We start from the raw sequence: 25,094 nt of genomic DNA, 5'->3' as shown, positions 1-25,094 counted from the left end.
TTTATTCAAAAACCTGCAAAAAATCCGCATTGTTAAGTCCGACAGGCTGCTAGGCCAGACTGTGCCTGGTATTGTTGCAATACCAGTAACGCCGCGGTGGAATTGGTTCCGAATGCCTCAAGTGCCTTTGCTGCATTGAAAAATATTGCTGGGTCCGAGCTGGATAATAGCTTATTCAACGCAGGGATGGTGATGTCTGGCTCACTTTTTATTCTGCCCAGTACTTGGATAGCGATGTTTTGGGCTGTAATATCTTGATCATTTAGCATTGAGATCAAGGAAGGCACCGCAAAAGCACATTTTTCCCTGCACCAACCCATTCCCCATAATACATGATAACGAATATTACTATTGGTATGTTGCAATGCCGTTAGTATCGCCGGATACGCCTCCGGGCCAATCGCCACTAACACGGCCGTGGCACGAATTGATTTATTGGTGTCATACAATAATGGAACTAACTGTGAAATAAACGGTTTGGCAGTTGGCCCAAGTGCGACTAAGGCACGCGTTGCTTTGGCCTTGCTTTTCCATGCATCAGCTCCGATTGGAATTTTTACGATTTTTTGCCTGCGATTTAATTCCTCAATCCAATCATGGATTTTCGAATCACTCAGTTCTAACTGCCCTAATAAAATTGGCACAGAATTAGTGCCCATAGCCCGCAAGGCCGTGGCAATCTCCTTATTGGTGGAGCTTAGCTCTCCATTCCCGTTAAAAACCGCATCCGTATCAATCTCCTCCATCCACTCACTCAAACTCTTCCCCTGATAACTGGGCTCGGCGGTCTTGATTTTGCAGCAGATCAACGCCACGACGAGGGCGAGCAGTGCGCTTGCGCCCAGCCATACTTTCGTCGTGGTTTTCATGGGCGGGATTCTGCCCCGGAATCGCCCCGTTGACCATCAAAAAAGCGCCACAATAAAGGTAGGCGACGAGGTAACGAGGCTCAAATAGGACTGCGCGAAGGATTTTTCAGGCACCGAGAATCCCATCGCTTCATACCCCCTCACCTCTTTCCTCTCCCTCGGGGAGAGGAGGTCCGTTCTGCGGCTGAGGGAGCGGATTATGGGTTATCTGCGGGTCTTTGGCGTCCGGCGTAGAATCCGTCTGCGACGGGAGCGCACCAATAACCTTCAGAATATCCATACGCGGCGAGCGGATTTTCCTCTCCCCGAGGGAGAGGGTTAGGGTGAGGGGGTACGGAACTTCAGTGTCATCCCCATCGTCATCGCTGACAATCCGCGCCGCGCGGTTCCTTGCGCGGGCATCCAAAGCGGCGCGGTGCCCCGCCGGCTTAAGCCCCGCTCCGGCATCCCCAGCCGCCAACGTGGCAATAATCTGGCGAATCAATCCATTTGCCATCCGCGCAAGGATTTGGCATAACTCCTGTCCAACATGAGCACCGCAACGCAATCGTCCGTCCCGACGGCCCAAAGTTTGGGCGCGTCTGCCAAGGGCAGCACGGGGTATGTCGTCCTGATCTGCCTGGTGGCCACGCTCGGCGGCCTGCTGTTCGGCTATGATACCGCCGTGATTTCCGGAGCCATTGGGTTCCTCAAGGAAAAGTTTGCCATGGACCCGCGCATGGAAGGCTGGTCCGCCGGCTGCATTCTGATCGGCTGCATGATCGGCGTCTCCATCGCGGGTGCCTTTGGGGACCGGTTGGGACGCAAGAAATTGCTGGTTTTCTCCGGGGTGCTGTTTGGCGCGTCCGCCGTGGGGACGGCGCTGCCCAAGGAGCTGTGGATGTTTATCGTCTTCCGGATTTTATGCGGCATTGGCGTGGGGGCGGCCTCGATTGCCTCGCCGATGTACATTGCCGAGGTGGCCCCGGCGCGTCTGCGGGGGCGGATGGTCTCCCTGAACCAAATGGCCATCGTCACCGGAATATTTGTAGTGTATTTTATCAATTGGTACATCGCCGGGAAAGGGGACCACGCCTGGAATGTGAACACGGGATGGCGCTGGATGTTTGCCATGGGGGCGTTGCCATCGCTCGTATTCCTGGGCTTGCTGCTGTTAGTGCCGGAAAGCCCGCGCTGGTTGATGGAGCAAAACCGGGAAGCCGAGGCGCTGAAGGTCCTGACCCGCGTGAACGGCCAGGCGGCCGCTGAGGTGGAGCTGCAGGCGATCAAGGCGAGCCTCTCCCACGAAGGCGCCTCGCTGAGACAGCTATTGCAACCGGGAATGCGCCTGGTGCTGGTCATCGGCATTGTGCTGGCGGTGCTCCAACAAATTACCGGCATCAACGCCTTTATATATTTCGGGCCCAAAATATTTGAATCCGTGGGCAGCAGCACCAATGTGGCGCTCCTCCAGCATATCAGCGTGGGGGCGGTCAATTTTCTATTCACCATCGTGGCCATCTGGACGGTGGACAAATGGGGGCGGCGACCCTTGATGCTTTGGGGCACGCTGGGAATGGGCATTTGCCTGGTCTCCATGGCCGCGGCGCTCTATTACAAATTCGCGCCGTTCTGGATGTTGGTTTTCATCCTGGGCTACATGGCCTGTTTCAGCATGTCCCTGGGCCCGGTGACCTGGGTGATCATTGCGGAGATTTTCCCAACGCGGATTCGTGGCCGGGCCATGGCCCTGGCGACCCTGTGCCTGTGGTTTGCGGATTATGTCGTGACGCAGAGCTTTCCCATGTTGATGGATCGCTTCAAAGATTTGCCCAGCGTGCCGTTTGTCTTATATGGTCTGATGTGCGTCCTCGAAATCCTGTTTGTCTGGCGGTTTGTGCCGGAGACCAAAGGACAATCCCTGGAACAAATCGAAACGATGTTTGAGAAGTCCGGGCATTAGGTTGCATTTAGCCAGACTCATGCCACGTTGCTAGCGTCAAAATTGCGAGCGAACAAATATATGGCAAAACAAATCGTGGAAATGGTGGTTGAATCGGTGAAAAATGAATCGCCGGATACAAAGTCTGTGCGGCTCAGATGGCCCGAGGGATACGACGTCGAATTCAAGACCGGCCAGTTTATCACAATTTATTGGCCCGAAGCGCCCCATTACAAACGGGCCTACTCACTATCCTCTTGCGCACTGGACCGCGGCTATTATGAAGTTACCGTCAAGCGCGAGGGCAAGATGGGTACCCGCTTGGTGGATTGGGCAATGGTGGGCAACCGGTTATGCGTAATCCCCCCCACGGGACGTTTCCTGCCGATATACGAGCCCGACGCCCACCTTATTTGCGTCGCGGGCGGTTCCGGCGTAACTCCGTTCCGGGGTTTCATGAGGGAAGCCGCCTTGCGAAAACTTTCCACCCGCATCACCGTGCTCTATAGCGTGCGCGCTCCGGAAGAGGTTATTTTCCATCAAGATTTTGACACTCTGGTTGCGGAAAATCCCCAGTTCAAATTTCTGGTCACCTGCACCCGCCTGCCGGAAGGCCATTCCTGGATGGGACATCGTGGGCGCATCAATGCCGCCTGGTTGCAGGAACAAATCGTGGATCGGGAACACACCTTCTTCTACGCCTGCGGCCCTAATGCGCTGGTGGAAGGCACCCGAAAAATCGTTTGTGACGAGTTGCTCTTCCCAAAAGCACAAATGCATTTGGAAAAGTGGGGATAGCCTATGAAGCGCGAGAACATCGTTGTAGCTGCCGCTGTTCCGTCATCGGGCAAGCGCAACGGTCGCGGGTTCACGCTTATTGAATTATTGGTAGTGATCGCCATCATTGCCATCCTGGCCGCGATGCTGATGCCGGCGCTTGCCAAAGCCAAACAGAAGGCGCGGCAAACGCAGTGTTTATCGCAACTCCGGCAGGCGGGCGTGGCCATGATGATGTACCTCGATGACTACGAGGACCTTTGCTTCTGGGGTGACCCGCATTCCCCCACCATTTCCACCGATGGCATGGAATGGTTCGTGTGGGCTGGGCGCACGAACGGAAATATGTACACCGGGCAAGCCGGGATTTTCAACCGGATTGACCGCCCTTTGAACCACTACGGGCTGCCGCCTAACCTAATGCTTTGCCCACTGGATACCGGACGCGAGGACACCCTCCCAAACCGGTTGTACGATTGGGTGGGCAACTCATATATGTTTAACGCCACGGGTTATCTGGATGACGGCGGTCTGGCGGGGAAGAAAGTAAACGTGGTGACCAATCCCTCCATGACGGTGATGTTTGCGGACAATGTGGTGGTATTCCCCGATAATCCCGGCGGCTGGCATAAACCCGGAATTTCCAGTGGCTGCGTCAATTTTGTGGATGGGCATGTGGAATACCACAACGCCGGGACGGTGCGGATGTTAGTGTGGTGAATTATCCGGGCAAACCGCATGCCCAGTTCGACGAGCGGGAGGGCTGCTGCAAGTTATGTTCCGGTAACTTTGAAATGGAGACTACCTGGTTTCAAAAACGTGCCAAACAACCTGAACGACGTAGTGTTCTTTACGCGCACCGCTTGAGCGCCAGCAACTCGCGCACGTCCACCGCTTCCATCTTGGCGGCACGAATGGCTTGCATCCCCAGATCGGTATCTTCGTAAGCCCGGCAATGTTTCGGTTCAATCCCGATGCGCCGCGCCGCCTCCACAAAGATGTCCGGCGCGGGCTTCTGATGTTTCACATCTTCACTGGTCACCACCGCGCCAAAGAGTTCGCGAATTCCCAGATGGGTCAGGACCAGCTCAATGATATGCCGGCTGCCGCCCGAAGCCACCGCCATGGGCAGCTTGCCGAAATTCTCACGGGCAATATTCACCACCACCGGGATGGGCCCTATTTGGGACAGGTTTTTAAGATATTCGGATTCCTTTTCACGTGAGACTTCGAACGGGTCCAGCGCAATCCCCTGCTCCTCGGAAAGCATGTGCAAAATATCGCGCGAGGGAACGCCGCCCAGCGAATAAAAGCGGTCCTCCGGGAAATGGAAACGATAGCGGCGGGAGATGATCTGCCAGGCCTGCCAGTGCAGCGGCATGGTATCCGCTAGCGTGCCGTCGCAATCAAAAACCAATCCTTTGATGGTGCGTATAGTATGGGACATAATCGAAATCAAATGGTCGTAACAAAAACGGAGAAATTAGCCAACCGGACACCCTTTAGCGTTTACTCTTTGAGCGATGCGAGCCGCTCTTCCAGATCGTAATTCATCAATGGCTCAATCAGTTCATCCAGGTTGCCTTCGATGACATTGGCCAAGTTATACAACGTCAGTTCTACCCGGTGATCGGTCACCCGGTTTTGTGGGAAATTATAGGTGCGAATCTTTTCACTGCGTTCGCCGGTGCCCACCTGTTCTTTGCGGCGGGCGGCATATTTGGCGTTTTCTTCCGCCACTTTTATCTCCAGCAAACGGGATCGCAGCACCTTCATGGCCTTAAGCTTATTCTTTTGCTGGGAACGCTCGTCGGCGCAGCGGACGATCATGCCGGTGGGCTTATGAATGATCTGCACGGCGGAATCCGTGGTATTGACCCCCTGCCCTCCCTTACCTGAGGCCCGGCAGACATTGATCTCCAACTCGTCGGGCTTGATCTCAATGTCCACTTCTTCCGCCTCGGGGAGCACGGCCACCGTGGCAGTGCTGGTGTGTACCCGCCCCTGCGCCTCCGTGGCGGGCACGCGCTGCACACGATGCACCCCGCTCTCAAACTTCATCCGCTTAAAGACGTCGGTGCCGCTCACGTTAAAGGTGATTTCCTTGAAACCGCCCAAATCCGAGGGGTTGGAATCCATGCTTTCCACCGTCCACTTGCGGGATTCCGCGTAACGGCAGTACATGCGGTAAAGATCGGCGGCAAACAGCGCCGACTCGGCGCCACCCGCGCCTGCGCGAATTTCAACAATGGTGTTGCGCGAATCCGCCGGATGCGGCGGCAGGATGCCGTGCTGAAGCTTGAGCGTCAGCCGTTTTTCCAGCGGCTCCAACCGAAGGATTTCCTCCCGGGCCATTTGGGCCAGTTCGGAGTCATTGATTTCGGTTTGGATCATGGCGCGGTTCTCCGCCAATTCTGCCAGCGTCTTGAGGTAGAACTGGCCATCGGCCACCAGGTCCTTCAGACGCGCGTATTCCCGATGCAGTTCCTGGGCCCGTTGAGGGTTGTTGAAAACCTTGGGGTCAGCCAACTGCGCTTCCAGTTCGGCGAATCGTTTGCCAAACCGTTCAATATGGGGACGCAAATCCATAAGCCGTAAAAACAACCCGCCCGCAAGGCGTTGCAGCCCTGCGGGCGGGAATGCTAAAAGCGGCTACTTCCGTTTCTTCTTCTTGGTGGCGGCCTCAGCCTGGGCGGCTTGAGTTTTGGCCATGCGCTGCTGGAATTTATCCACGCGGCCAGCGGTATCCACGAACTTCTGCTGCCCCGTATAGAACGGGTGGCAAACGTTACAGATACCGATCACAATAGACGGTTTAGTGGAGCGGGTCTTAATCACGTTGCCGCAGGCGCACCGGATTTCCGCTTCCTGATACTTAGGATGAATATCAGACTTCATAATTTCAAATAGAGCGGCAGACCGTACCAGCCCCCCGCCGTTTGACAAGTGTTAATTTCATTTTTTTTGAGCCACGCTATCCCTTCCCCCGTGTCATGCCTCGTTCCAATTTTTCCTGAGGCAGGTAAGCCCCGGCGGTGCGCAGTGTTTCGACAAGCTTTGCCGTGTCAAGGTCGCACGCGGGTTGCCCGGTGGCGATGGCTTGCACCGCTGCCGTGCCGACGGCCTGGCCCATCATTGAGGCGGCGGGTTGCACACGGATCGAGCCATGCACCTGAATATCACTGGAATTGCAGCGGCCCGCCACCCAAAGGTTCTGCCACCCCTTCGGCACCAAGATGCCATAGGGAACGCCGTAGCATTCGCCGGGCTTCAGGCGTCCGGTCTGGTTATATTCCTTGAAATACCGTTGGTACTCAGCCTCCGAATCGTCATAGACATGAATATCCACCGCCTTGTTGAACACCGCGATCTGGTCGGGGAACTGCCGCCGCGCGAGATAATCGGCGAAGTTCAATTCATATTCGCCCACGATCCGCCGTGATTCCCGTATGCCCACAAGGCTGCCGGTGGTGACCAGTTCAATCGCCTCACATCCCGGCACATACTTGCGGTAGAAGGAGATGAACTCCTGCACAATCCGGCGTCCCTGCATCACGCCATCGCTGAGACTGCGGCATTGCAGGGCATTCATGTGGAAAATGTGGCCGGTATTGAGCGAGGCGAGGGAATCCCCGACGCGAAACATGCCTGGAACATGGCGATCATGCGAGGTGAAGTGCCCGTCGGCGATGGCCTTTTCCACCAACTTCTGTTGGTTGTCCGGGCCGGTGCCGCCGGGGTTTTTCGTGGCTCGTTTCCAGTCAATCCCCCCAACCAGCGAGCACAGCGTGGGCGGCATGATGTTGGGCGTGTCACGCCCGGCCTCACGGCAAGGCGCACCGCAAAGACTGGTCAGGACCGCGTCGCCGGTGGCGTCCACGAACGTTTTCGCGCGGACATAACGCAGCCCTTCGATGTTGTGCAGGATCACCCCTTTGACGCGGCGCGTGGCGGCATCCACATCCGCTTCCACCACCCGGGTGAAGAACCGCATATCCACCCCGGCGGCGGTGACCAGTTCGTCCAGCACCAGTTTGTAACCCTCGGCGCGGAACGGCGTCCAACAATGAAACCGTTTACTGTAAAACTCCTCCGTGACGTGCGGGGCAAGGAAGCCCCGCCGGTGCATGGTGGTGACAATCTCGCGCATCAAGCCGCCGACCAGCATCCGCTCGCCGTTGGCCATTGGGTCAAATTCAGTCACCAAACCCGAGGTTCCCATGCCGCCCAGGCAACCAGTGGCCTCCACCAGCAGCACTTTGGCTCCAAGCCGCGCGGCGCAAACCGCCGCTGCAGTTCCAGCGGGACCGCCGCCAGCCACGACCAGGTCGAACTCCGCTTCGACCGGGATTTCCCGCGCCAGTCGGAACGTCTCCCGCGTGGAATTTTGGCCGTTGGTGTCGGCAGGGGGATTTTCCTGCGCGGCCATGAGCATACCGCCAGCCCCGGCAGCAGCAGCCGCGCCAAACGTTGACGATTTTAAGAAAGACCGTCGGTTAATTTCGTTCATAGCAGAGCCACAATAAAACCTCCGGCAACGGCGTGCAAACCAGAAACGACGGCAAAATCATCATTTTATGACGCTTTGAACCGTCAATGTGCGAAAGTCGCTTCTGGATCACCCAACGGCCTGAACAGTGATGGTATCCGCAGTGCATGAGGCGTTTTCTGCTAAAGCGTAAAAACATTCCAGTGGTGTTTTTCGGAAAATCGTTTAGATTAAACCGCATTGGCCATGAATACGAACCAAACTGGCATCACAACGATCTTGAAACAGGCCGGACGACGCATCAAGTTGTCCGCGATTCTGGTTGGGGTGAGTTGGTGGCTGGTAACCTGCCTGGGCATCTGGCTGGCATTGTTCCTCTTGGATAATTTTCTGCGGTTGCCGGCGGGATTGCGGCTGCCTCTGGCCGTGGGCGGGGCGTTACTGGTAGGCTTTGGCTTCGTCAAAAAGATTTACCGTGTCGCCGCCGAGAAGCAGCGTGTGGAGCGTACCGCCATCCTGCTGGAAAAGCGCTATGGCGTTCCCGATAACGCGCTGATCAACGCCTGCCAGTTTGAAACCCGCAGTTTCCGTCCCGAGGAACGCCAGTTTGCCGAACGCACGTTCAACCTGGGCGTGGAACACGCCGGAGCCATTCGCATTTCCGACCTGTGGAACAAGCGTGATATGCTGCGCTGGGGCAGCGGCGCCATCCTGCTTATTGTCGCTTGGGTGGTGTATGCCTCGTTGTATCCGCGCTACGTGTTGAATGCCGGAGCGCGCTTCGTATCCCCGCTCTCCGATCGCCCGCCGGTGGCGTCGCTCCAACTGAATATCAACCCGGGAACGGATTTAACCGTGGTGGAGGGGGAAAATGTGGAAATCACCGCCGAGGTGGCCGGTAAAGCGTTGAATGGCACCCCGACGTTGGTATGGAAAGAAGCGGTTACCGCCGTGGAGCCGGACCCTGCTTCTGGAGAAAATCTGGTGATGGCCGGCGCGCCGGGATTGACCTCCAGATACACTTATACCTTTGCCGATGTGCGACGCCAATTTGCCTTCCGGGTGTTTGCGGATGACGCGTATTCGCGCAGTGTGCGGGTGCTGGTTAAAACGCTGCCGCGCATCAAGGAATCGTTTTTTTGCGTCACTCCGCCCGCCTATATTGGCATGGGCGCAGTCACCAATCCCGGACCGCCCACCTCGGTCGGTGCGCTGCCGGGTTCCAAGCTGGAATTAATCATGATGATCGAGCCGTCGGTTAGTGCGGCGAATTGGCTGCTCGGTTCCAACGCCACCGCCTGTAAAAACATGGGGAGGCACTGGCAAATGGAGACGATTGTCACTGCTGGCGGCGAGTATGATGTGGAAGTCACCGCGCCGGGGTTGCGCAAGAATGTCAGCCTCACCAAGGGCGCGCTACGGCTGGAGACAGACCAACCGCCCCAGATCGAATTCATCACCACTGACCGCAACCGCCTCGTCAACCTGGGTACCACGGTGCCGTTGGAAATTCAGGCCAGTGACGATTACGGCGTGCGCGCCATCGAGATCACCGTGCGCACCCCGGAATCCGAACAGGTGCAACGGGTGGCCAAGTCCTGGACGTACATCGGCCCGCCCGGCAACAAAGGTCCGTTCAAGGAAAGCTACAAGCTCGAAGTGGACCCGCAATTTTTCAAACCGGACACCGCCTATCTGCTCGAAGCGCTGGCGATTGATTTTCGCCCCAATGCCCAGCCATCCAAGTCGCGTCCCATCATGCTGCGCGTCAAGTCGCTGGATAACTTTGCGCCTGCCTCGGATGATCCACTGGCCTCCGGTTTCGCCAGTCTGCGTTCCACCATCACTTTTCAAGACCGCTCTCTGAATCGCACCGCCAATCTGAAAACCTACTTGGAAGAAGCGATTAAAAACAAGAGTATCAAAGACCGAGCCCGGGAAATTTCCACGCATCAGAGTGACGCCCGGCGCAACGGGCAGATGGCCATCAAGTATTTTAATAATGCGCCGGATGGCAAGGTCTATGCCGCTACCATGGAACCGCTGGTCAATGGCGAAATGCCGTGGGCCTTGCGTGACGTCGAGAAATTACCCGCGCTGGCCGAGACCAAACTGACGGCGGAAATTGCCGACATCGAAAAACGCCAGACGTATATCCTCTCCGAATTGATAGCGTTGCTGGGCAAGATAGCGGATCAAAAGCAGCAGCTTGCCCGCACCAACAGTACGCCGAAAGACAACGAAAACACCCCCATGGTGAAACCGGAGGATATTGCCAAAGAATTGACGGATGACTTGAAGAAGTTCATGGCCGCTCAGGAAAAAATTCTCGAACGCAGCAAGGCTTTGATGGACAAACGGCCCGAGGATTTAACCGATAAGGAGGATAAAATTCTGGGCGACATGGCCCGCGAGGAAGGGGAATGGTCCAAGTTCCTTCAGGAAAAACTGACGGATTTCAGCAAACTGCCGCAACAGGATTTCTCCGATGGCAAACTGTCCAAGGAAGTGAACGAGGTGTATCAGGAAATCAAGATGGCCTCGTCCAACCTGTTCGGCAAGAAAGTGGAACTGGCCGTGCCGGCGGAGCAATCCGGCCTGGAAGGCGCCTCAAATCTGGTGCAGAATCTCGAGAAGTGGCTGCCCGACAAGCCGGATAACATCAAGTGGAACATGGAGGAGGCCACTGGCGCTCCCGCCGATGTGCCGATGGCGGAATTGCCTTCTGAGCTGGAAGATATTGTTGGCGACCTGATTGATAAGGAAGAGGAAATGACTCAGGATATTGAGGATGTTTCGAGTCCTTGGATGGATTCTCTCGATAAAGGGGCCGGCTGGGGCGCGGGCGATGGACCGATTTCCAGCATGAGCGCCAAAGGGGTCACCGGCAATACCCTGCCCAATCAGATGGAAATCGGCGGACGCTCCGGCGAAGGTCGCACCGGGCGCAGTAGTGGCCAGATGGTCGAGGAAACCGCGCAAGGCAAAGGCGGCCGGGAAACCCCGACCCGCTTGGATGCCACCCCATTTGAAGAGGGCGCCGTCAAAGACGAAGACAAAAACAGCAAGGGTGGTGCGACAGGGGGCGGCAAACTTTCCGGGCATGGCGCCGAGGGACTGCGCGGCCCCAACTCGCCCCAACTGGGCCAGAAAATGCCCCGCATCGCCGATAACCAGGCGAAGATTCGCCAGGAAGCGGAATCCCTGGCCTTGGCGTTGCGCAAATACAAGCTGCCCACCGGCGATTTGGAAGCCTCGATAAACGCCATGAAAAAGGTGGAACAGGCCGCGCGCAAAGGCGACGGTTTGGGCGTTCGCCGGGCCTTTAGTCAAGCCGTCAACATGCTTGGTGATGCCAAGCGCACCGTGCGGGTCGAGAGCGGCCTGCACCGGGAACGCACCAAGTTGCCGGAATCCTATCGGGACGAAATTAAAACCGGACTTTCCGACGGTATTCCGAAAGGCTACGAAGAAATGGTGGGCGAATATTTCAAGGTGTTGGCCGACCAAAATACGGGCAATAAGAAATAGGAACAGAGATGAAGCATTCCACCAACCACTTGATCGCAGTCATCCTGATCGCGGCCCATGCTGCCTTCGCCGCAGACCTGCTGGTACCGAATGGCGGCTTTGAACAAGCCGATCCCAAAGATTCCGCCAAACCGTTCTTTTGGGATCGCCTGGATGGTCTAGGGGTACAATGGACCAATGCTCCCGCCGGCAGCGACGGCAAGGAACGGGGTAAAGCCATCCGCATCAATACTGGCATTTCCGAAATCGCGATGTGCGCACAGTGGAAAAAGGTGGGGCTCGATAAATGGATCTTCCCGAATCCGGAAAAAAACAATATCTCCGACACCTATGGACTCTCGTATTACTCCGACCCCATTCCGGTGATCGCCAATCAACCGTATAAAATTACGTTTGACTACAAATCCAAAGGCACCGGCAAGGTTTGGGTACGCGGTTACGGCATGTTCCAGGGCGAGAAACGGCGGCGCTGGGAAACCACGGTAGAATGCCGCGCCTCGGCGAATGACTGGGTAACCATCTCCCAGGAATTCTTTCCCACCAAGTTTCGTAAGGAGGTTACAGAAATGCGGGTCATGCTGTACGCCTACTATCCGCCCGATATTTATTGGTTCGACAACGTGAAGATTGAACCCATCACGGTCGAGGAATATGACAAGTTACACAAAGAAGGGGCCAATATCGCTCATCCCGCGCCGCCAGCCCATCGGCCTGGTAATTCCAGTGGAAAGAAATCTTCGCCCAAAGATCCATAACTGTTCTTTTCCTTCGACAATTTTCCCGGCTTATCCTATCCTGCTTACGCATGACAGAAACACAAGTCCTTGATGTTTTTCGGAAAACCGGCGCCCTGCTGGAAGGTCATTTCATTTTGCGAAGCGGCCTGCGCAGTCGGCAGTTCTTTCAATGCGCGTTGGCGCTCCAGTACATGCCGGATGTGGAAAAATTGGGAGCCGCCTTGGCGGCCAAGTTGAAGCCATTGGGCGCAGTAACAGTCGTTTCCCCGGCCATGGGTGGCTTGGTGATCGGCCAGGAAGTCGCCCGCCAACTTGGTCTCCGGTTCATCTTTGTGGAAAAGGAGGAGGGTAAACTCGTATTGCGGCGCGGTTTTAAGATTGCCGCCGGTGAGAAAATCCTCGTGGTGGAAGACGTGGTCACCAAGGGTGGCCGGGTGGTGGAAACCATGGACATCGTGCGGGCGCATCAGGGTGTTGTCGCCGGGGTTGCCATGGTGGTGGATCGTTCCAATGGGCTGGTGAATCTGGGGGTGCCGATGTGCAGCCTGCTTAAACTTAACGTCGAGACCTTTGAAGCCGACAAGCTGCCGCCTGACTTGGCGGCCATGCCGCCGGTGAAACCCGGCAGTAAATAAAGCACATGAGCCCCCCCAACGATGCAGCCGGTGGCAGAGCATGGAGAGGAAATCGCGGATTTATCACGAATACCCTCGAAAATAATTCCTGCATTTGTTTGGGAAACCGTTTGACTTGTGTCGCGACCTGAAGGTAATCTCTACCGAAATAAAGTATGGCAAAACTAGTGGTATTAAGTGAGGGGTACACCGGGCTTACCTATGAGCTTAAGGTGGAGAAGACTACCATTGGCCGGGTGGACGACAACACGCTGTGCATTCCCGAAGCATCCGTATCCAGCCATCATTGTGAAATTCACCTACGTGGCACCGAGGTTGTCATCAAAGATTTGGATTCCACCAACGGTACGTTTATTGGCGGAAACCAGATCCATGAAGCCACTCTCAAGCCGGGCCAGATATTGCGTTTGGGCAACCTGCAAATGCGGTTGGAGTCTGATCAAGCGGCACCGCCCAAAAAACAGGTATTGGATCATACCATCGCTTTGCCGCAAGGCGTTAAACTTAATGAGTTGGAAACTGGTCTCCAACCGGTCAACTTTGAAACGAACTCCCCGTTTGCCAAAAAGACCAACAAGACCAACTTGGTTTTTATCATCGTCGGCGTCATCCTGGGTTTGGTGATTATCGGGCTCTTGGTTTATGCGTTCAAGCAGCAGGGGCAATCTGGTCCCGCGCCCTCCACGCAGACAACGCCATAAGCGCTTGTGAAAGCGGGCGTTTTTTTTATTCTGCTTTTCCTTTTGGCCGGTTGTGCCTCGCCAGATGTTTCCAAACCACCACCGCCATCGTCCTCCGTCGCTGTGGGCCAAGCCAGTGGCGCTAAAATCCTTCCTCCAGAGGTACTTCAGGTTGGCAAGGTGGTTCGCTATAACCCTGACGGACGCACCGCCATTCTGAGCTTCCCCATCGGACAAATGCCTAAACTTGGTTCCCGTTTGGGCGTTTATCGCCAAGGCAACAAGATCGGCACGCTTCGCCTTACCGGTCCGCAAATGGATTATTTCGTCGCCGGGGACATGCTTTCCGGTGAAGCTGGCGCCGGGGATGAGGTCGGTACGGAATAAGTGCATCACGGACCATAATCATGGTCCCCGATTTTCGAAATGTACGAGTTAAAATTTGAACCACTTCTTCCAAGTTTAAACGCCAGCAACGCCATGTGCTTGGAATAACGCGGTCAACTCGCGAGCCATCTGGGGCGTACTGTACTTGGCATGAGCCGCTCGTTGTCCCTGCCGCGCCAGCATCTGACACCGGGCCGGGTCCAACAACAGCCGTTCGATGGCTTCCGCCAAGCCAATCGCCGTCGGCTCCGCAAGCTCTCCGCCACCAGTAGCCTCAATGATTTCCGGAAAAGCGGCCACGCGCGGCTGTACCACCGGCACACCCGCCGCCATGGCTTCCACCAAGTACAACCCAAACGCCTCGCCGTACAGCGCGGGCACGGAGAACACCGTGAGCGACCGTAAAAACTCGATTTTAGCCTGGCGATCCACGTTGGGATGAAACTCCACGGACGCGAGCAGTCCGGCGCGTTCCAGTTTGCGTTTTTGCACAGCAACAAAGGCGGTATCGGCTGGACCACAGCCGCCACCGATCTTCAACCGCAATTCAGGCACGCGCTGGCGCCGTCGCAACTCCAGGAACGCGTCCACCAATAAATCCAACCCCTTATCTTTGCATTGCCGTGCGAAAAAGCCCAGTACTGGTGGTTGTGGCGAGCCCGCCGGGGTGGTGGGAAAATCCTGGAGATTAACGCCACTGGGCAGCACTTGAATTTGCGCGGGGGCAACCCGTAACCGATCCCGCATGCGGTTGGCAAAATAGTGGCTGGGAGTAATGAAACAGGCCACCTCCCGTGCCCGCTCCGCCATCAATTCCCATGCCACGGCACGCTGCGGCTCCCGCATGGCATCCAGAAACGAATCCTCCCCTTGCAACAAGCTGAACACCGGTGCGCCCAACTCCGCGCGAAGCTGGCGCGCCATGCCAACCAACAAGGCATTGGAGAGGCAGATGACATCCGGACGCGGCTGAGTCTTCAGCCACGCAATCAGCGTAGCCAACTCGCTGGCTTGTCGCCCATCCTCGCCGCGCAACATGGAGATCGTCAACTCCCCCACATCCGCCGCCTGGGTCTTGGCGGCCCGTCCTGCAGCCCATTTCAGTAGTGCAGGCGCGGCCAGCGCGTTCCGCAACCAGCCTGGCATATTGCGAAAAAGGGCGGATTTTTGTTCCAAGTAAACGCTGATGCCGCCAAAAAATAGTGGTGTGCCAGCGCTTTGGTCCGGTTCCTCCAGCGTCATGGGCAGGTAGAGCGGCACCATCAGGGTGGAATGTCCCTGACGACGCAACTCCGCTACCAGCGCATTGTCGCGGAAGCAATTTCCACAGTACATGCCGCCGGCGCCCGGGGTGACTTGCACAATATTCATGATGTCTGATGCCAAGTAATCAAAGCACGCACCGCGCAGGATGCAACTGAAAAAGCCGAGCTTGCCACTTCCATACCGGTGGCATTTGAAAACTTGTTTTTGATTGAGCAGCAGAACGAAAATGGTACGCTGTGGCGTTGTCGGCACGGCAGATCGCGCCGCTTTAATTTATGAAATCATTTGCAACCATCACGGTGATCGGACGGGACAAAACGGGTGTTGTGGCCCGGGTGACGAATTTTCTCTTCGAGCAGAAGGCCAATATCGAAGCCCTGGAGGAGCAGGTCACACGCGGACAGTTCAGCATGACCATCCAGGCGAGTTGGAAAACCGCCCAGATGAATCCCGACACGGTGCGTGCCGGACTGGCGGCGTTTGCCAAAACGCTGGACATGGAAATCAAGCTGCGCTGGACGGAACCGCGCCGCCGCCAGCGTTTTGCCATCATGGTCACCAAGGAACCGCATTGCCTGGAAACCATCCTGAATGAGGTGCGCTCCCGTAAACTGACCGCCGACCCAGTCGTCGTGCTCAGTAACCGGCGCGACTTGGAACCAGTGGCCAGGCGGCATCACCTCCCGTTCGTGGAAGTTCCCTGGGTAGAACGCACGCAAGGCGAGCAACAGGCGCTCGAAATTCTGGAAAAGCACGAGGTGGACTTTGTCGTGCTGGCCCGGTTCATGAAGATTCTTTCGCCCAATTTCGTGTGGCGTTATAAAAACAAGATCATCAATATTCATCCTTCGCTGCTGCCCAGTTTCCCCGGCGCGCAAGCGTACCGGCAGGCGTATGAAGGTGGTGTCAAGGTAATCGGCGTCACGGCGCACTTTGTCACGATGAACCTGGATGAAGGACCGATCATCGCGCAGGATTGTTTTCGCGTGAAACCCAACATGGGCATCAAGGATATCATTGCGAACGGTCAAAAACTGGAGGCGCAGGTGCTGCTCAAAGCGATCAAGCTGTATCTGTCCAAACGGTTGGACGTGTATTGGGGCATCGTCAAGCAGGTGTGATACTGGTGCTTTTGGCTTTGCTGGAGTGAGCGGGGAAATTCGAGTCCCGAAAACCGAAACGCGAAATCCAAAGAAGAAAATGAACGGCAGAGAAATCACTTCTCCGAAATGAATTCACCTTTTGACAATTGGCGTACGCTCGGTTGGCTGTGGCTATGGCTGTCCATCCTGACCTGCCTGGGCAGTCCCGTCCCGGTGAACATCCAAATCGCCACAAATGATTCCGTGGATTCGGAATATCGCACGTTGCTCCGGGCGGATGACGAGGCGCAAGCCGAGGTGGATGAGTGGATCAAGGCCAGTCAATCCAATCACGTGGAAAGTGTCACGGTGGCCAAAGCCCTGCTGCAACTGCGCATCAGCAGGCGCTTTGAACCGGTTGGTGAGGCGTATCAGGGTTTTTTGAAGGTGCATCCGGAACATACCCGGGCACGGCTGGCATACGCCAGTTTCCTGCGGGATTGGGGCCATGAGCCGGAAGCGTTGGAACAATTGGAGAAGGCTCGTACCCTGGCGCCCGCCAACGCGGTGGTCTGGAATAATCTGGGGAACTTTTACGGGCACAACGGCCCCGCGACCAACGCCTTCACCTGCTACGCCCGCGCCTTGGAGCTGAATCCGCGCGAGCCGCTCTACTACCAAAACTATGCCCGCAACCTACTCCTGTTTCGCGGCGACGCCATGAACGTTTATCACCTATCCCTGCGCGACGTAATTACCAAGGCGCAGGATTTATACCGAAAGGCATTGGAATTGTGCCCGACTAATTTCACGGTCGCCAGCGACTTGGCGCAATCCTATTACGCGGTGATTCTGCCAGTGACCACCAACGCCACCGTCGCAAACCAGGCGGTGGTCCAGTTGGGCGAAGAATCCCTGGCCGCCTGGCGGCGCGCCGAGGCGGTGGCGGAGGATGATGTGCAACGGCAGGGTGTCTGGCTGCATTACGCGCGCATTTGCATTAGCCTGCAACGGTTTGACGACGCTCAAAAGCACCTCGACAAAGTGCAGGCCATGGAATATCTGGGCACCTGCAACGAGTTGACGGAAAAGCTCAAGGATGCCCGCGCCAAAGCAGGCAAGTGAAGTCAGTTGGAGTTTGATCGGCTGATCAACCGTACAGTAATCGCTGATACAGTTTCGCGTAATGCTTCTCGGTGCTTTGCCAGGAAAAGTCCTGCTGCATGGCATTGCGCCGCATGCGGTCCATCAGCGCCGGAGTTTGGTACAACACCAAGGCTTTGCGGATGGCGCGCGCCAGTACCCGCGCGGAAAACTGGTAAAACTTGATGCCAGTGGCTGCCTCGACATTTTCGGCAATGTCCACCACAGAATCATCCAAGCCACCCGTAGCCCGCACCACCGGCAGCGTGCCATAATGCAGACTGTACATCTGGTTCAAACCGCACGGTTCAAACCGCGAAGGCATCAAGTAGAAATCACACGCGGCTTCCACGCGGTGCGACAACGCTGGATTGAACAATATCCTGGCCGCGACCTTTGAGGGATGCCGTTTACCCAAGGCGACGCAGGCAGCTTCGAGTACGGGATCACCCGTTCCCAGCAACACAAATTGAAGCTCCGAAGCCAGCATCTCCTCCATCGCGCCCAAAATCAATTCGGTGCCCTTTTGATCCGTCAACCGCGAGATATTGCCGAACAAGGGCATATTCGGATTCTCCGGCAAACCCAGTTCCTTTTGCAGCGCCACTTTGTTCAGACGCTTGCCCTCCAGATTCTCGACGGAATAAGGATTCGGCAGGTACGGATTGTGCTCGGTATTCCATTCCTCGTAATCCACGCCGTTCAAAATACCCACCAACGCACTGCCGCGACCACGCAACAGCCCATCCAGATGCTCACCATACGCCTCAGTGGTGATTTCCCGGGCATAACGGGGACTGACGGTGGTGACCATGTCGGCATACGCAATGCCCGCCTTCAGGCAATTCATCATCCCATAAAACTCCGCGCCGTTCGGATTCATGAACTCCTCGGCCAGATTGGTCAGGTTAAAATCCGCTGGAAAGAAAATCCCCTGATAGGCCAGGTTGTGAATGGTCAGACAGGTTTTGGGTATCTGCGGCCAGTCGTCGAACATCTCCTGATGCAAAATCAAAGCGGGAACCAGCGCCGTCTGCCAATCATGCACATGCACTATCTCCGGTTGCCATGGCAGATAGCGCGCCAGATGAACCACGGCTTTACTGAAAAAAATGTAACGCTCCCCGTTATCCGGATAGGCCACCCCCAGCTCGGTATAGATGCCATTGCGGTCGTAATACGCGGGTTGACGGATGAAATACACGGTTAGCCCCGGCTCGGGTTCTAGCGTCCACACTTCCGCCTGAACGTGTTTCAAACCCATCGGCAAATCCATCCACCACTCCAGCTTTTGCATGGCGGGATACTTTTCCTGAATGCCACGATAAAGCGGGGTCACGATCCCCACACGGTGTCCCACCCGGGCCAGCGTCTTGGCCAGCGCGCCCACCATGTCACCAAGGCCGCCGGTCTTGGAGAACGGATGCACTTCGCTACAGGCGAGCAGTATCTTCATGCGGTGACTCTAAACATTGGCGGCCATGTTTTACAATGGAATAACGCGATTCAGGGCTTCAGCCGGTCAGTTTTGAGGAACGGCTGCAACACTTCCGGAATGAGAATGGAGCCATCGCTCTGCTGATGCGTTTCCAGCAACGCCACAAACAGCCGAGCCAGCGCCGTGCCGCTGCCGTTGAGCAGATGCGGAAAGCGATTCTCGCCGGTGGCGGTCTTGTAGCGGAGCCCCATGCGACGCGACTGGTAATCCTCGCAGTTGGAGCAACTGGAAACTTCCAGGTAACTCCCCTGCCCTGGCGCCCACACTTCGATGTCGTACGTCTTGGCGCTGGCGAAACCCATGTCACCCGTACAGAGCAGCACCACGCGATAATGCAGACCGAGCAATTGCAGCACCTTCTCGGCATTGCCGACCATGGCCTCCAATTCCTCATAACCGCGCTCCGGCGTGACGACTTTAATCAGCTCCACCTTGTCAAATTGATGCACGCGAATCATGCCGCGCGTGCCCACGCCTGCCGCCCCAGCTTCGGCACGGAAACATGGGCTATAAGCGCAGTAATAAATCGGCAATTGGCTTTCCTGAAGGATTTCCTCGCGGTGAATGTTGGCCACCGGTGCCTCGGCCGTGGGCAACAGGTAGAGCTTGCCCATGGTCGAATTGTCATTCCCTTCACGCACGGCGTACGCCTGATCTTCAAACTTGGGGAACTGGCCCACCCCGGTCATGCAATCGCGACTGATAACATACGGCGGCGAGACTTCCGTAAAGCCATGCTGGTTCACGTGCAAGTCCAGCAGGAAATTGATTAACGCGCGTTCCAACCGGGCACCCCACCCGGTGTACAGCAGGAACCCGCTGCCGGACAACTTGGCACCCCGCGCAAAATCCACCAGGCGCAGACTGTTGCACAAATCAATATGGGACTTGGGTTGGAAATCGAAGGTCTGTTTCTGCCCCCATTCGCGCACCTTGGGATTATCCTCGGCGACCTTGCCCGTCGGCACGCTGGGATGCGGCACATTGGGCACGCGCAACAAGATTTCCGCCCGGGCCACATCCGTTTCCGCCACTACCTTGTCGAGTTCCGCGATTGTATCCCCGATCTGGCGCGTCTCGGACTTCTTGACCTCGGCCTCGGCAGTCTTCTTCTGCCCCATTAACACGCCGATCTCCTTGGAGACGCGATTACGCGATGCCTTGAGCAGTTCCACCTCGCTCAACGCCTTCCGCCGTTTCTCATCCAGCGCCAGAACTTCCGTCACTCTGGCCTCATCGCCGGCGTTGCGCGCCGCCAGCCGTTCCCGTACATACTCCGGCTTTTCACGTATCAATTTAATGTCAAGCATGGCGGCATGATAAAATCACCACGCCCAAGGGCAAGGATAAAGCAGCGGGATCGGATGAATTTACGCGCCGCCAACTTCCGTCGCCATCCGCACCGCCGTTTGCCGCGCCCAGGCGTCGGCAGCCAGGATTTGCTCCATGGCAGGATGGTTGACGACGGCATGGGCAGCCATCGTGCGGGCCACCGTTTCGGTGATGCCGAGGAAGCTGAGCTTACGATTGCAGAAGGCATCCACCGCGACTTCGTTGGCGGCGTTGAGCACGGCAGGCAACGTCCCGCCGATATTCCCGGCTTCGCGTGCCAGCTTGAGCGCCGGGAAACGATCCGCATCCGGCTCTTCGAACGTCAGCTTGCCAATTTGCGGGAAGTTGGTTTGCACCCGCTGGCTGGCAACCCGGTTGGGATACGTTAACGCGTATTGGATAGGCAAACACATGTCCGGCGTGGATAACTGCGCGAGGATCGAGCCATCCACAAACTCCACCATGGAATGCACGATGCTCTGCGGGTGGACCACCACGCCCACGCGGTCCATCTCAATGTCAAACAGCCAGCGCGCCTCGATCATCTCCAACCCCTTATTGAAGAGCGTTGCGGAATCAATCGTGATTTTGCGGCCCATGACCCACGACGGATGTTTGAGCGCCTGCTCCACGGTAATGCTGGTAAACTGTTCCTTCGGCGTGCTGCGGAACGGCCCGCCCGAGGCGGTCAACCATAAGTTGCGCACCGACCCGGGCGGCTTGCCGTCCAAGCATTGGAAGATGGCCGAATGCTCGCTGTCCACCGCCAATACCTTCACCCCGTACTTGCGGGCCTCGCTCATCACCGTTTCCCCCGCCATGACCAGGATTTCCTTGGAGGCAATCGCAATATCCTTCCCGGCACGAATGGCCGCCAGTGCGGGCTGCAACCCGGCAGTGCCGACAATCGCAATCAATACAATATCCGCCGCCGGCATGGTTGCCAGCTTCAACAACCCTTCCGCGCCGCAATAGACATCCGTTCCGCTGCCCAGCGCGGTTTGCATGGCAATCTGCCGGGCCGGATCATTAATGCTGATGGCCGCCGGTTTATGCTTCAACGTCTGTTGCAGCAATAAATCCGCGTTACCACCCGCCGCCAGTCCGATCAATCGAATCTGGTCGGGCAAATCCTCCGCCACTTTAATAGTACTAGTCCCAATGGAACCCGTGCTGCCTAATAAAACTACATTTTTCATGGTAAAATCTAGGGCATGACCACGCACTCCGGTCGCATGACATACCGGAGATACAAATACATCAGCGGCGCATTAAATAGCAAGCTGTCGAGCAAATCGAGAATCCCCCCAATGCCCGGAAAGAACCGGCCGGAATCCTTCACCCCCGCTTCACGCTTGAACAACGACTCGATCAAATCCCCGACCACCGCCGTGGTGCTTAGCAACACCCCGAGCACCACGGCATGCACCACCGTCATACCCGTCAAATGCCCGCGCGCAAAGTGGGCGAACACCAGGCTGACCACCGTCGAGAATACAATTGCCCCGCCAAACCCCTCCCACGTTTTGCCGGGGCTGATGCGCGGGATCATCTTGTGCTTCCCAATCAGCGACCCGGTGCAATACGCCCCAATATCGCTGAACTTGGTCACCAGCACAAAATACAACACGTAATACCGGCCCTCGACGCCCGGATAGAAATTGATCTTTTGAATGAAGTTCAACAGCCACGGCACATACATCAACCCAAACAACGTGGTGGAAATGGCCAGAATGCCGGACGTGTTCGTGCGGGAAACAAACTGGCGCACGCACAGCCCCAGCACGAACAGAATCAGGAACGCCGTCTCAAAATCATTCACGTCCGGCGGCAGAATTCGCAAGGGCTCAATCTCCCCGGCGACATAGAAAAACGTGCTCACCGTCAGCAACATGCCCCCAACGATGCCCCACTCCTTAAAACACACCAGGTCCCGCTTCTGCACCAGATCGTAGAATTCGATCAGCCCAAACAGCGCCAGCACCGTGATGATCACGAAGAACAGGCCGTTGGAAAGCCAATGGATGCCGGAGAAAAGTCCGGCAATCACCACCGTCCACAAGACGACCGAACTAAACAATCGCCGTACAAACACCGCGCCTTTGGACAACGGTGCGGGTTGAGTTGGAACCGCATCAGGCATGGATCAATGCTACTGAAGCTCACGGGGAAGTCTAGCAAGGAATTTGACTTCAACGCTTTTATTCATTGCTGGTTTGCCTTAGTTCATGTGTGTCCCTTGCCGCCACCGCCTTCGAGGCTGCCCGGTCACGGGGGGCGGTGGACCCAGCAAAGGAAAGAGGGGAGACTTCCCATGAACCTGGAAGTAAGGGCTCCTGGGGAGACTTCCCCGAACCTCATGTAATCCTGCTGCCATCACGCTGAATCATCGCCCTGAAATACACTTGTCGGCGCTATCGGCGGGAATTAGTGTGTTTATTCATGAACGACGGCCCGAATCACTATTGCTTCATCGCCCTGCGCCAAAGGGCGGGCGAACGCAACTTCCAAGTCACTCAATCCAATCCCGTCCATTGCGCATGAACAAATCATCCACTTTCCCATTCATCCTGGCGGCAAGCCTGGGCATCTTCATCGCTTCAGCGTCCGCGGAAGTCACGCTGCCCGCGCTTATTTCCAACCACGCCGTGCTGCAACGTTCCGATCACACCCGGGTCTGGGGCAAGGCGGCGCCGGGGGAAAAGGTGACCGTCTCCCTGGGCGGCGTCCGCGCGCAAGCGACCACTGGTGCCGATGGGAAATGGCAGGTGATCCTGGACCTCAGCAAGGTTGCCGAGGGGCCGTTCGAGTTGACCGTGGAAGGGGTCAACCGAGTGGTCGTGTCCGATGTGCTGATCGGTGAACTCTGGGTTTGCTCCGGGCAATCGAACATGGCCTTTGGCCTGGCCCGCGCCGGGGAGGCCGCCCAGGAAATCCCGCAATCGGCCAATCCCAAGCTGCGCCAGTTCCGCGTGGCGAACAGCGCTTCCGCAACCCCGGAAGATAATTGCAAGGGCGCCTGGATCGCCGCCCGGCCCGACACCGCCAAGGAATTCACCGCCGTGGGTTACTTCTTCGGCAAGCGCCTGCAAGCAACGATTCAGCAGCCCGTCGGGCTGATCCTGGCGGCCTGGTCGGGCACCTCCGCGATGTCCTGGCTGCCGCCGGAGGCCCTGGCCAGCGTGCCCGAATGGCAGAGCAAACTGGCCAGCGTCAAAAAGCGCGTGGACGATTATCCGCTGTTGAAGGAGCAATACCTCCCGGCCTACCGCCAATGGGAAACGCAGTTCCAGCGGAACGATCACCCGGCGGAGCCGGCGGCGTACGCGGCCCCCGGCGTTCCCCTGGGCGATTGGAAAAAAGTCACCCTGCCCGCCACGTTGCCGGCGGCGGGCCTGCCTGATTCCGGCGCGGTGTGGTTCCGCAAGCAAGTCAACATCCCGCCCGGCTCCCTGGAGAACGCGATGATTCAGCTCGGCGCCGTGCGGGACTTCAACGCGCTCTATCTCAACGGCAAGAAGTTCGATGAAACCACCGTGGAAAGCCTGAAGGGCGGCTTTGATGTCCGCTACGCGCTGCCCAAAGGCGCGCTCCACGAGGGCGAGAACACCGTCGCCATCCGGCTGTTCACGCCCACCGAGCGGGCCGCCATGCCCTCCACCCTGTTCATCGGCGTCGGCACGGCGCGGGTGCTCCTCAACGGCGAATGGCTGGCCAAAGTGGAATTCGCGCTGCCCGCCCTGACCGCCGAGGCGCGCAAGGCGCTGCCGATGATCCCGCCCAACCCCGGCACCCACAGCGTCCCCGGCCGCATCTTCAACGGCATGATCCATCCCCTCCTGGCCGCCACCATCCAGGGCGTGATCTGGTACCAAGGCGAGCAGGACACCGGGCAACCCGCCCTCTACTGGAAGATGTTCGAGGGCATCATCCGGGGCTGGCGGACGGGTTGGGGCCGCGAGCTGCCGTTCTACTTCTGCCAACTGCCCAACTACAGCGCCAAAAAAGACCTCCCGGAAAACAGCCTCTGGGCGCAACTGCGCGAGGCGCAAGCCAAAGGCCTGACCCTCCCCCACACCGGGCAGGCGGTGCTGATTGACCTGGGCGAGGAAGACGTGCATCCCATCTACAAACAAGAAGCCGGCGAACGCCTCGCGCGGCTCGCCCTGGCGCGCACCTACCAACAAACCGTCGTGGATTCCGGTCCGGTCTTTCAGGCCATGAAAATCGAGGGGGATAAAGTGCGCCTGACCTTTGGCGGCACCGCGGGCGGGCTGGTCGCCAAACCGCTCCCCGCGCAATACCAGCCCACCAGCATGTCCCCCGCGCTCCAACCCCTGGTGCGGCACAGCCCGGACGGCGAACTCGAAGGCTTTGCCCTCTGCGGCGCGGATAAAAACTGGAAGTGGGCCACGGCCAGGATCGAGGGCGAGACCGTCGTCCTCTGGTCCCCCGCCGTGCCCCAGCCGGTGGCGGTGCGCTACGCCTGGGCCAACAACCCCACGTGCAACCTCTACAACGGCGCGGGCCTGCCCGCCGCCCCCTTCCAGGCCGGAACCGAACGATGAGGAAGCATCACCGCGGCAACGTACCGCAGGTTTCCTAACCTGCTGTATCGCCGACTTCCCAGTCGGCAGACGCTGGGGAATCACCAACCGTTGGGATGACATGAAGGTCTGCGGATTGGAAATCCGCGTCGCGCAACGTACCGCAGGTTTCCTAACCTGCTGTGTCGCCGACTTCCCAG

General features: G+C 57.2%; 22 protein-coding genes. 11 read left to right on the top strand and 11 right to left on the bottom strand.

Annotated elements, in window-relative coordinates; all coding sequences use genetic code 11:
- Nucleotides 1-32: 32 nt before the first annotated feature.
- Together WCO56_19185 and WCO56_19180 are read right to left on the bottom strand one after the other, a co-directional pair.
- A complete protein-coding gene (locus WCO56_19185) occupies nt 33-869 on the bottom strand; it encodes a HEAT repeat domain-containing protein (GenBank protein MEI7731704.1) in 837 nt (278 codons plus the stop codon).
- Between the two features lie 130 nt (nt 870-999).
- A complete protein-coding gene (locus tag WCO56_19180; GenBank protein MEI7731703.1) occupies nt 1,000-1,365 on the bottom strand; it encodes a hypothetical protein in 366 nt (121 codons plus the stop codon).
- 33 nt (nt 1,366-1,398) lie between these two features.
- Here WCO56_19180 and WCO56_19175 point away from each other — a divergent pair, with 33 nt between their 5' ends.
- Genes WCO56_19175 through WCO56_19165 form a run of 3 tightly spaced genes read left to right on the top strand, consistent with a single transcriptional unit; the run spans nt 1,399 to nt 4,287 of the window.
- Nucleotides 1,399-2,811 (top strand): sugar porter family MFS transporter, encoded by a 1,413-nt coding sequence (locus tag WCO56_19175; protein MEI7731702.1) that lies wholly within the window; start codon nt 1,399-1,401, stop codon nt 2,809-2,811.
- Nucleotides 2,812-2,871: 60 nt separating this feature from the next.
- Nucleotides 2,872-3,588: a ferredoxin--NADP reductase gene (locus WCO56_19170; GenBank protein MEI7731701.1), complete on the top strand. Its 717-nt coding sequence runs from the start codon at nt 2,872-2,874 to the stop codon at nt 3,586-3,588.
- A 3-nt stretch (nt 3,589-3,591) separates the two neighbouring features.
- Entirely contained in the window at nt 3,592-4,287 is a 696-nt protein-coding gene (locus WCO56_19165; GenBank protein ID MEI7731700.1) for a prepilin-type N-terminal cleavage/methylation domain-containing protein, read from the top strand.
- 130 nt (nt 4,288-4,417) lie between these two features.
- Here WCO56_19165 and WCO56_19160 read toward each other — a convergent pair whose 3' ends face one another.
- From WCO56_19160 to WCO56_19145, 4 genes are all read right to left on the bottom strand, one after another.
- Complete coding sequence (locus WCO56_19160; GenBank protein ID MEI7731699.1) at nt 4,418-5,014, bottom strand: HAD-IA family hydrolase; 597 nt, start codon at nt 5,012-5,014, stop codon at nt 4,418-4,420.
- Nucleotides 5,015-5,076: 62 nt separating this feature from the next.
- The gene (prfA, locus tag WCO56_19155) at nt 5,077-6,156 is read right to left on the bottom strand and encodes a peptide chain release factor 1 (GenBank protein ID MEI7731698.1); all 1,080 of its coding nucleotides are present in this window, start codon (nt 6,154-6,156) and stop codon (nt 5,077-5,079) included.
- A 63-nt stretch (nt 6,157-6,219) separates the two neighbouring features.
- Entirely contained in the window at nt 6,220-6,465 is a 246-nt protein-coding gene (rpmE, locus tag WCO56_19150) for a 50S ribosomal protein L31 (GenBank protein MEI7731697.1), read from the bottom strand.
- A gap of 76 nt (nt 6,466-6,541) precedes the next feature.
- A complete protein-coding gene (locus WCO56_19145; protein MEI7731696.1) occupies nt 6,542-8,077 on the bottom strand; it encodes an FAD-dependent oxidoreductase in 1,536 nt (511 codons plus the stop codon).
- Nucleotides 8,078-8,302: 225 nt separating this feature from the next.
- Between WCO56_19145 and WCO56_19140 the strand changes: the two genes are divergently transcribed.
- From WCO56_19140 to WCO56_19120, 5 genes are all read left to right on the top strand, one after another.
- Nucleotides 8,303-11,587 carry a hypothetical protein gene (locus WCO56_19140; protein ID MEI7731695.1) on the top strand — a complete coding sequence of 1,095 codons (3,285 nt, stop codon included), beginning with the start codon at nt 8,303-8,305 and terminating at the stop codon, nt 11,585-11,587.
- 8 nt (nt 11,588-11,595) lie between these two features.
- Entirely contained in the window at nt 11,596-12,342 is a 747-nt protein-coding gene (locus WCO56_19135) for a hypothetical protein (GenBank protein ID MEI7731694.1), read from the top strand.
- A gap of 50 nt (nt 12,343-12,392) precedes the next feature.
- Nucleotides 12,393-12,959, top strand: coding sequence for an orotate phosphoribosyltransferase (gene pyrE, locus WCO56_19130; protein MEI7731693.1), 567 nt, complete (start codon nt 12,393-12,395; stop codon nt 12,957-12,959).
- A 155-nt stretch (nt 12,960-13,114) separates the two neighbouring features.
- Nucleotides 13,115-13,660 (top strand): FHA domain-containing protein, encoded by a 546-nt coding sequence (locus WCO56_19125; protein ID MEI7731692.1) that lies wholly within the window; start codon nt 13,115-13,117, stop codon nt 13,658-13,660.
- 6 nt (nt 13,661-13,666) lie between these two features.
- Complete coding sequence (locus WCO56_19120) at nt 13,667-14,026, top strand: hypothetical protein (protein ID MEI7731691.1); 360 nt, start codon at nt 13,667-13,669, stop codon at nt 14,024-14,026.
- A 75-nt stretch (nt 14,027-14,101) separates the two neighbouring features.
- Here WCO56_19120 and WCO56_19115 read toward each other — a convergent pair whose 3' ends face one another.
- Nucleotides 14,102-15,397: a glycosyltransferase family 4 protein gene (locus tag WCO56_19115; GenBank protein MEI7731690.1), complete on the bottom strand. Its 1,296-nt coding sequence runs from the start codon at nt 15,395-15,397 to the stop codon at nt 14,102-14,104.
- A gap of 170 nt (nt 15,398-15,567) precedes the next feature.
- Here WCO56_19115 and WCO56_19110 point away from each other — a divergent pair, with 170 nt between their 5' ends.
- Both WCO56_19110 and WCO56_19105 read left to right on the top strand, forming a co-directional pair.
- The gene (locus WCO56_19110; GenBank protein MEI7731689.1) at nt 15,568-16,413 is read left to right on the top strand and encodes a formyltetrahydrofolate deformylase; all 846 of its coding nucleotides are present in this window, start codon (nt 15,568-15,570) and stop codon (nt 16,411-16,413) included.
- A gap of 108 nt (nt 16,414-16,521) precedes the next feature.
- Complete coding sequence (locus WCO56_19105) at nt 16,522-17,499, top strand: hypothetical protein (GenBank protein MEI7731688.1); 978 nt, start codon at nt 16,522-16,524, stop codon at nt 17,497-17,499.
- A 25-nt stretch (nt 17,500-17,524) separates the two neighbouring features.
- Here the strand turns inward: WCO56_19105 and glgA are convergent, their stop codons facing one another.
- The 4 genes from glgA to WCO56_19085 are packed head-to-tail and all read right to left on the bottom strand — an operon-like array spanning nt 17,525 to nt 22,490.
- Nucleotides 17,525-18,973: a glycogen synthase GlgA gene (gene glgA, locus WCO56_19100; GenBank protein ID MEI7731687.1), complete on the bottom strand. Its 1,449-nt coding sequence runs from the start codon at nt 18,971-18,973 to the stop codon at nt 17,525-17,527.
- Nucleotides 18,974-19,023: 50 nt separating this feature from the next.
- The gene (gene serS, locus WCO56_19095; GenBank protein MEI7731686.1) at nt 19,024-20,325 is read right to left on the bottom strand and encodes a serine--tRNA ligase; all 1,302 of its coding nucleotides are present in this window, start codon (nt 20,323-20,325) and stop codon (nt 19,024-19,026) included.
- Nucleotides 20,326-20,385: 60 nt separating this feature from the next.
- Nucleotides 20,386-21,546, bottom strand: coding sequence for a 1-deoxy-D-xylulose-5-phosphate reductoisomerase (locus WCO56_19090; GenBank protein ID MEI7731685.1), 1,161 nt, complete (start codon nt 21,544-21,546; stop codon nt 20,386-20,388).
- Nucleotides 21,547-21,554: 8 nt separating this feature from the next.
- Entirely contained in the window at nt 21,555-22,490 is a 936-nt protein-coding gene (locus WCO56_19085) for a phosphatidate cytidylyltransferase (GenBank protein ID MEI7731684.1), read from the bottom strand.
- A gap of 397 nt (nt 22,491-22,887) precedes the next feature.
- On the opposite strand from WCO56_19085, the gene WCO56_19080 reads away from it, so the two are divergent.
- A complete protein-coding gene (locus WCO56_19080) occupies nt 22,888-24,915 on the top strand; it encodes a sialate O-acetylesterase (protein MEI7731683.1) in 2,028 nt (675 codons plus the stop codon).
- The last annotated feature ends 179 nt before the right edge of the window (nt 24,916-25,094 follow it).

It is taken from the genome of Verrucomicrobiota bacterium, assembly GCA_037139415.1.
Classification (GTDB): domain Bacteria; phylum Verrucomicrobiota; class Verrucomicrobiia; order Limisphaerales; family Fontisphaeraceae; genus JBAXGN01.
This window is presented reverse-complemented; position numbering and strand designations above follow the sequence as displayed.

Excerpts from the sequence above, each read along its gene's own strand:
- WCO56_19115 (MEI7731690.1), bottom strand. The coding sequence starts at position 15,397 with ATGAATATTGTGCAAGTCACCCCGGGCGCCGGCGGCATGTACTGTGGA.
- WCO56_19125 (MEI7731692.1), top strand. The coding sequence starts at position 13,115 with ATGGCAAAACTAGTGGTATTAAGTGAGGGGTACACCGGGCTTACCTAT.
- glgA (MEI7731687.1), bottom strand. The coding sequence starts at position 18,973 with ATGAAGATACTGCTCGCCTGTAGCGAAGTGCATCCGTTCTCCAAGACC.
- WCO56_19175 (MEI7731702.1), top strand. The coding sequence starts at position 1,399 with ATGAGCACCGCAACGCAATCGTCCGTCCCGACGGCCCAAAGTTTGGGC.
- WCO56_19135 (MEI7731694.1), top strand. The coding sequence starts at position 11,596 with ATGAAGCATTCCACCAACCACTTGATCGCAGTCATCCTGATCGCGGCC.
- WCO56_19180 (MEI7731703.1), bottom strand. The coding sequence starts at position 1,365 with ATGGCAAATGGATTGATTCGCCAGATTATTGCCACGTTGGCGGCTGGG.
- prfA (MEI7731698.1), bottom strand. The coding sequence starts at position 6,156 with ATGGATTTGCGTCCCCATATTGAACGGTTTGGCAAACGATTCGCCGAA.
- WCO56_19080 (MEI7731683.1), top strand. The coding sequence starts at position 22,888 with ATGAACAAATCATCCACTTTCCCATTCATCCTGGCGGCAAGCCTGGGC.
- rpmE (MEI7731697.1), bottom strand. The coding sequence starts at position 6,465 with ATGAAGTCTGATATTCATCCTAAGTATCAGGAAGCGGAAATCCGGTGC.
- WCO56_19145 (MEI7731696.1), bottom strand. The coding sequence starts at position 8,077 with ATGAACGAAATTAACCGACGGTCTTTCTTAAAATCGTCAACGTTTGGC.
- WCO56_19105 (MEI7731688.1), top strand. The coding sequence starts at position 16,522 with ATGAATTCACCTTTTGACAATTGGCGTACGCTCGGTTGGCTGTGGCTA.
- WCO56_19090 (MEI7731685.1), bottom strand. The coding sequence starts at position 21,546 with ATGAAAAATGTAGTTTTATTAGGCAGCACGGGTTCCATTGGGACTAGT.
- WCO56_19160 (MEI7731699.1), bottom strand. The coding sequence starts at position 5,014 with ATGTCCCATACTATACGCACCATCAAAGGATTGGTTTTTGATTGCGAC.
- pyrE (MEI7731693.1), top strand. The coding sequence starts at position 12,393 with ATGACAGAAACACAAGTCCTTGATGTTTTTCGGAAAACCGGCGCCCTG.
- WCO56_19085 (MEI7731684.1), bottom strand. The coding sequence starts at position 22,490 with ATGCCTGATGCGGTTCCAACTCAACCCGCACCGTTGTCCAAAGGCGCG.
- WCO56_19170 (MEI7731701.1), top strand. The coding sequence starts at position 2,872 with ATGGCAAAACAAATCGTGGAAATGGTGGTTGAATCGGTGAAAAATGAA.
- WCO56_19140 (MEI7731695.1), top strand. The coding sequence starts at position 8,303 with ATGAATACGAACCAAACTGGCATCACAACGATCTTGAAACAGGCCGGA.
- WCO56_19165 (MEI7731700.1), top strand. The coding sequence starts at position 3,592 with ATGAAGCGCGAGAACATCGTTGTAGCTGCCGCTGTTCCGTCATCGGGC.
- WCO56_19185 (MEI7731704.1), bottom strand. The coding sequence starts at position 869 with ATGAAAACCACGACGAAAGTATGGCTGGGCGCAAGCGCACTGCTCGCC.
- serS (MEI7731686.1), bottom strand. The coding sequence starts at position 20,325 with ATGCTTGACATTAAATTGATACGTGAAAAGCCGGAGTATGTACGGGAA.
- WCO56_19110 (MEI7731689.1), top strand. The coding sequence starts at position 15,568 with ATGAAATCATTTGCAACCATCACGGTGATCGGACGGGACAAAACGGGT.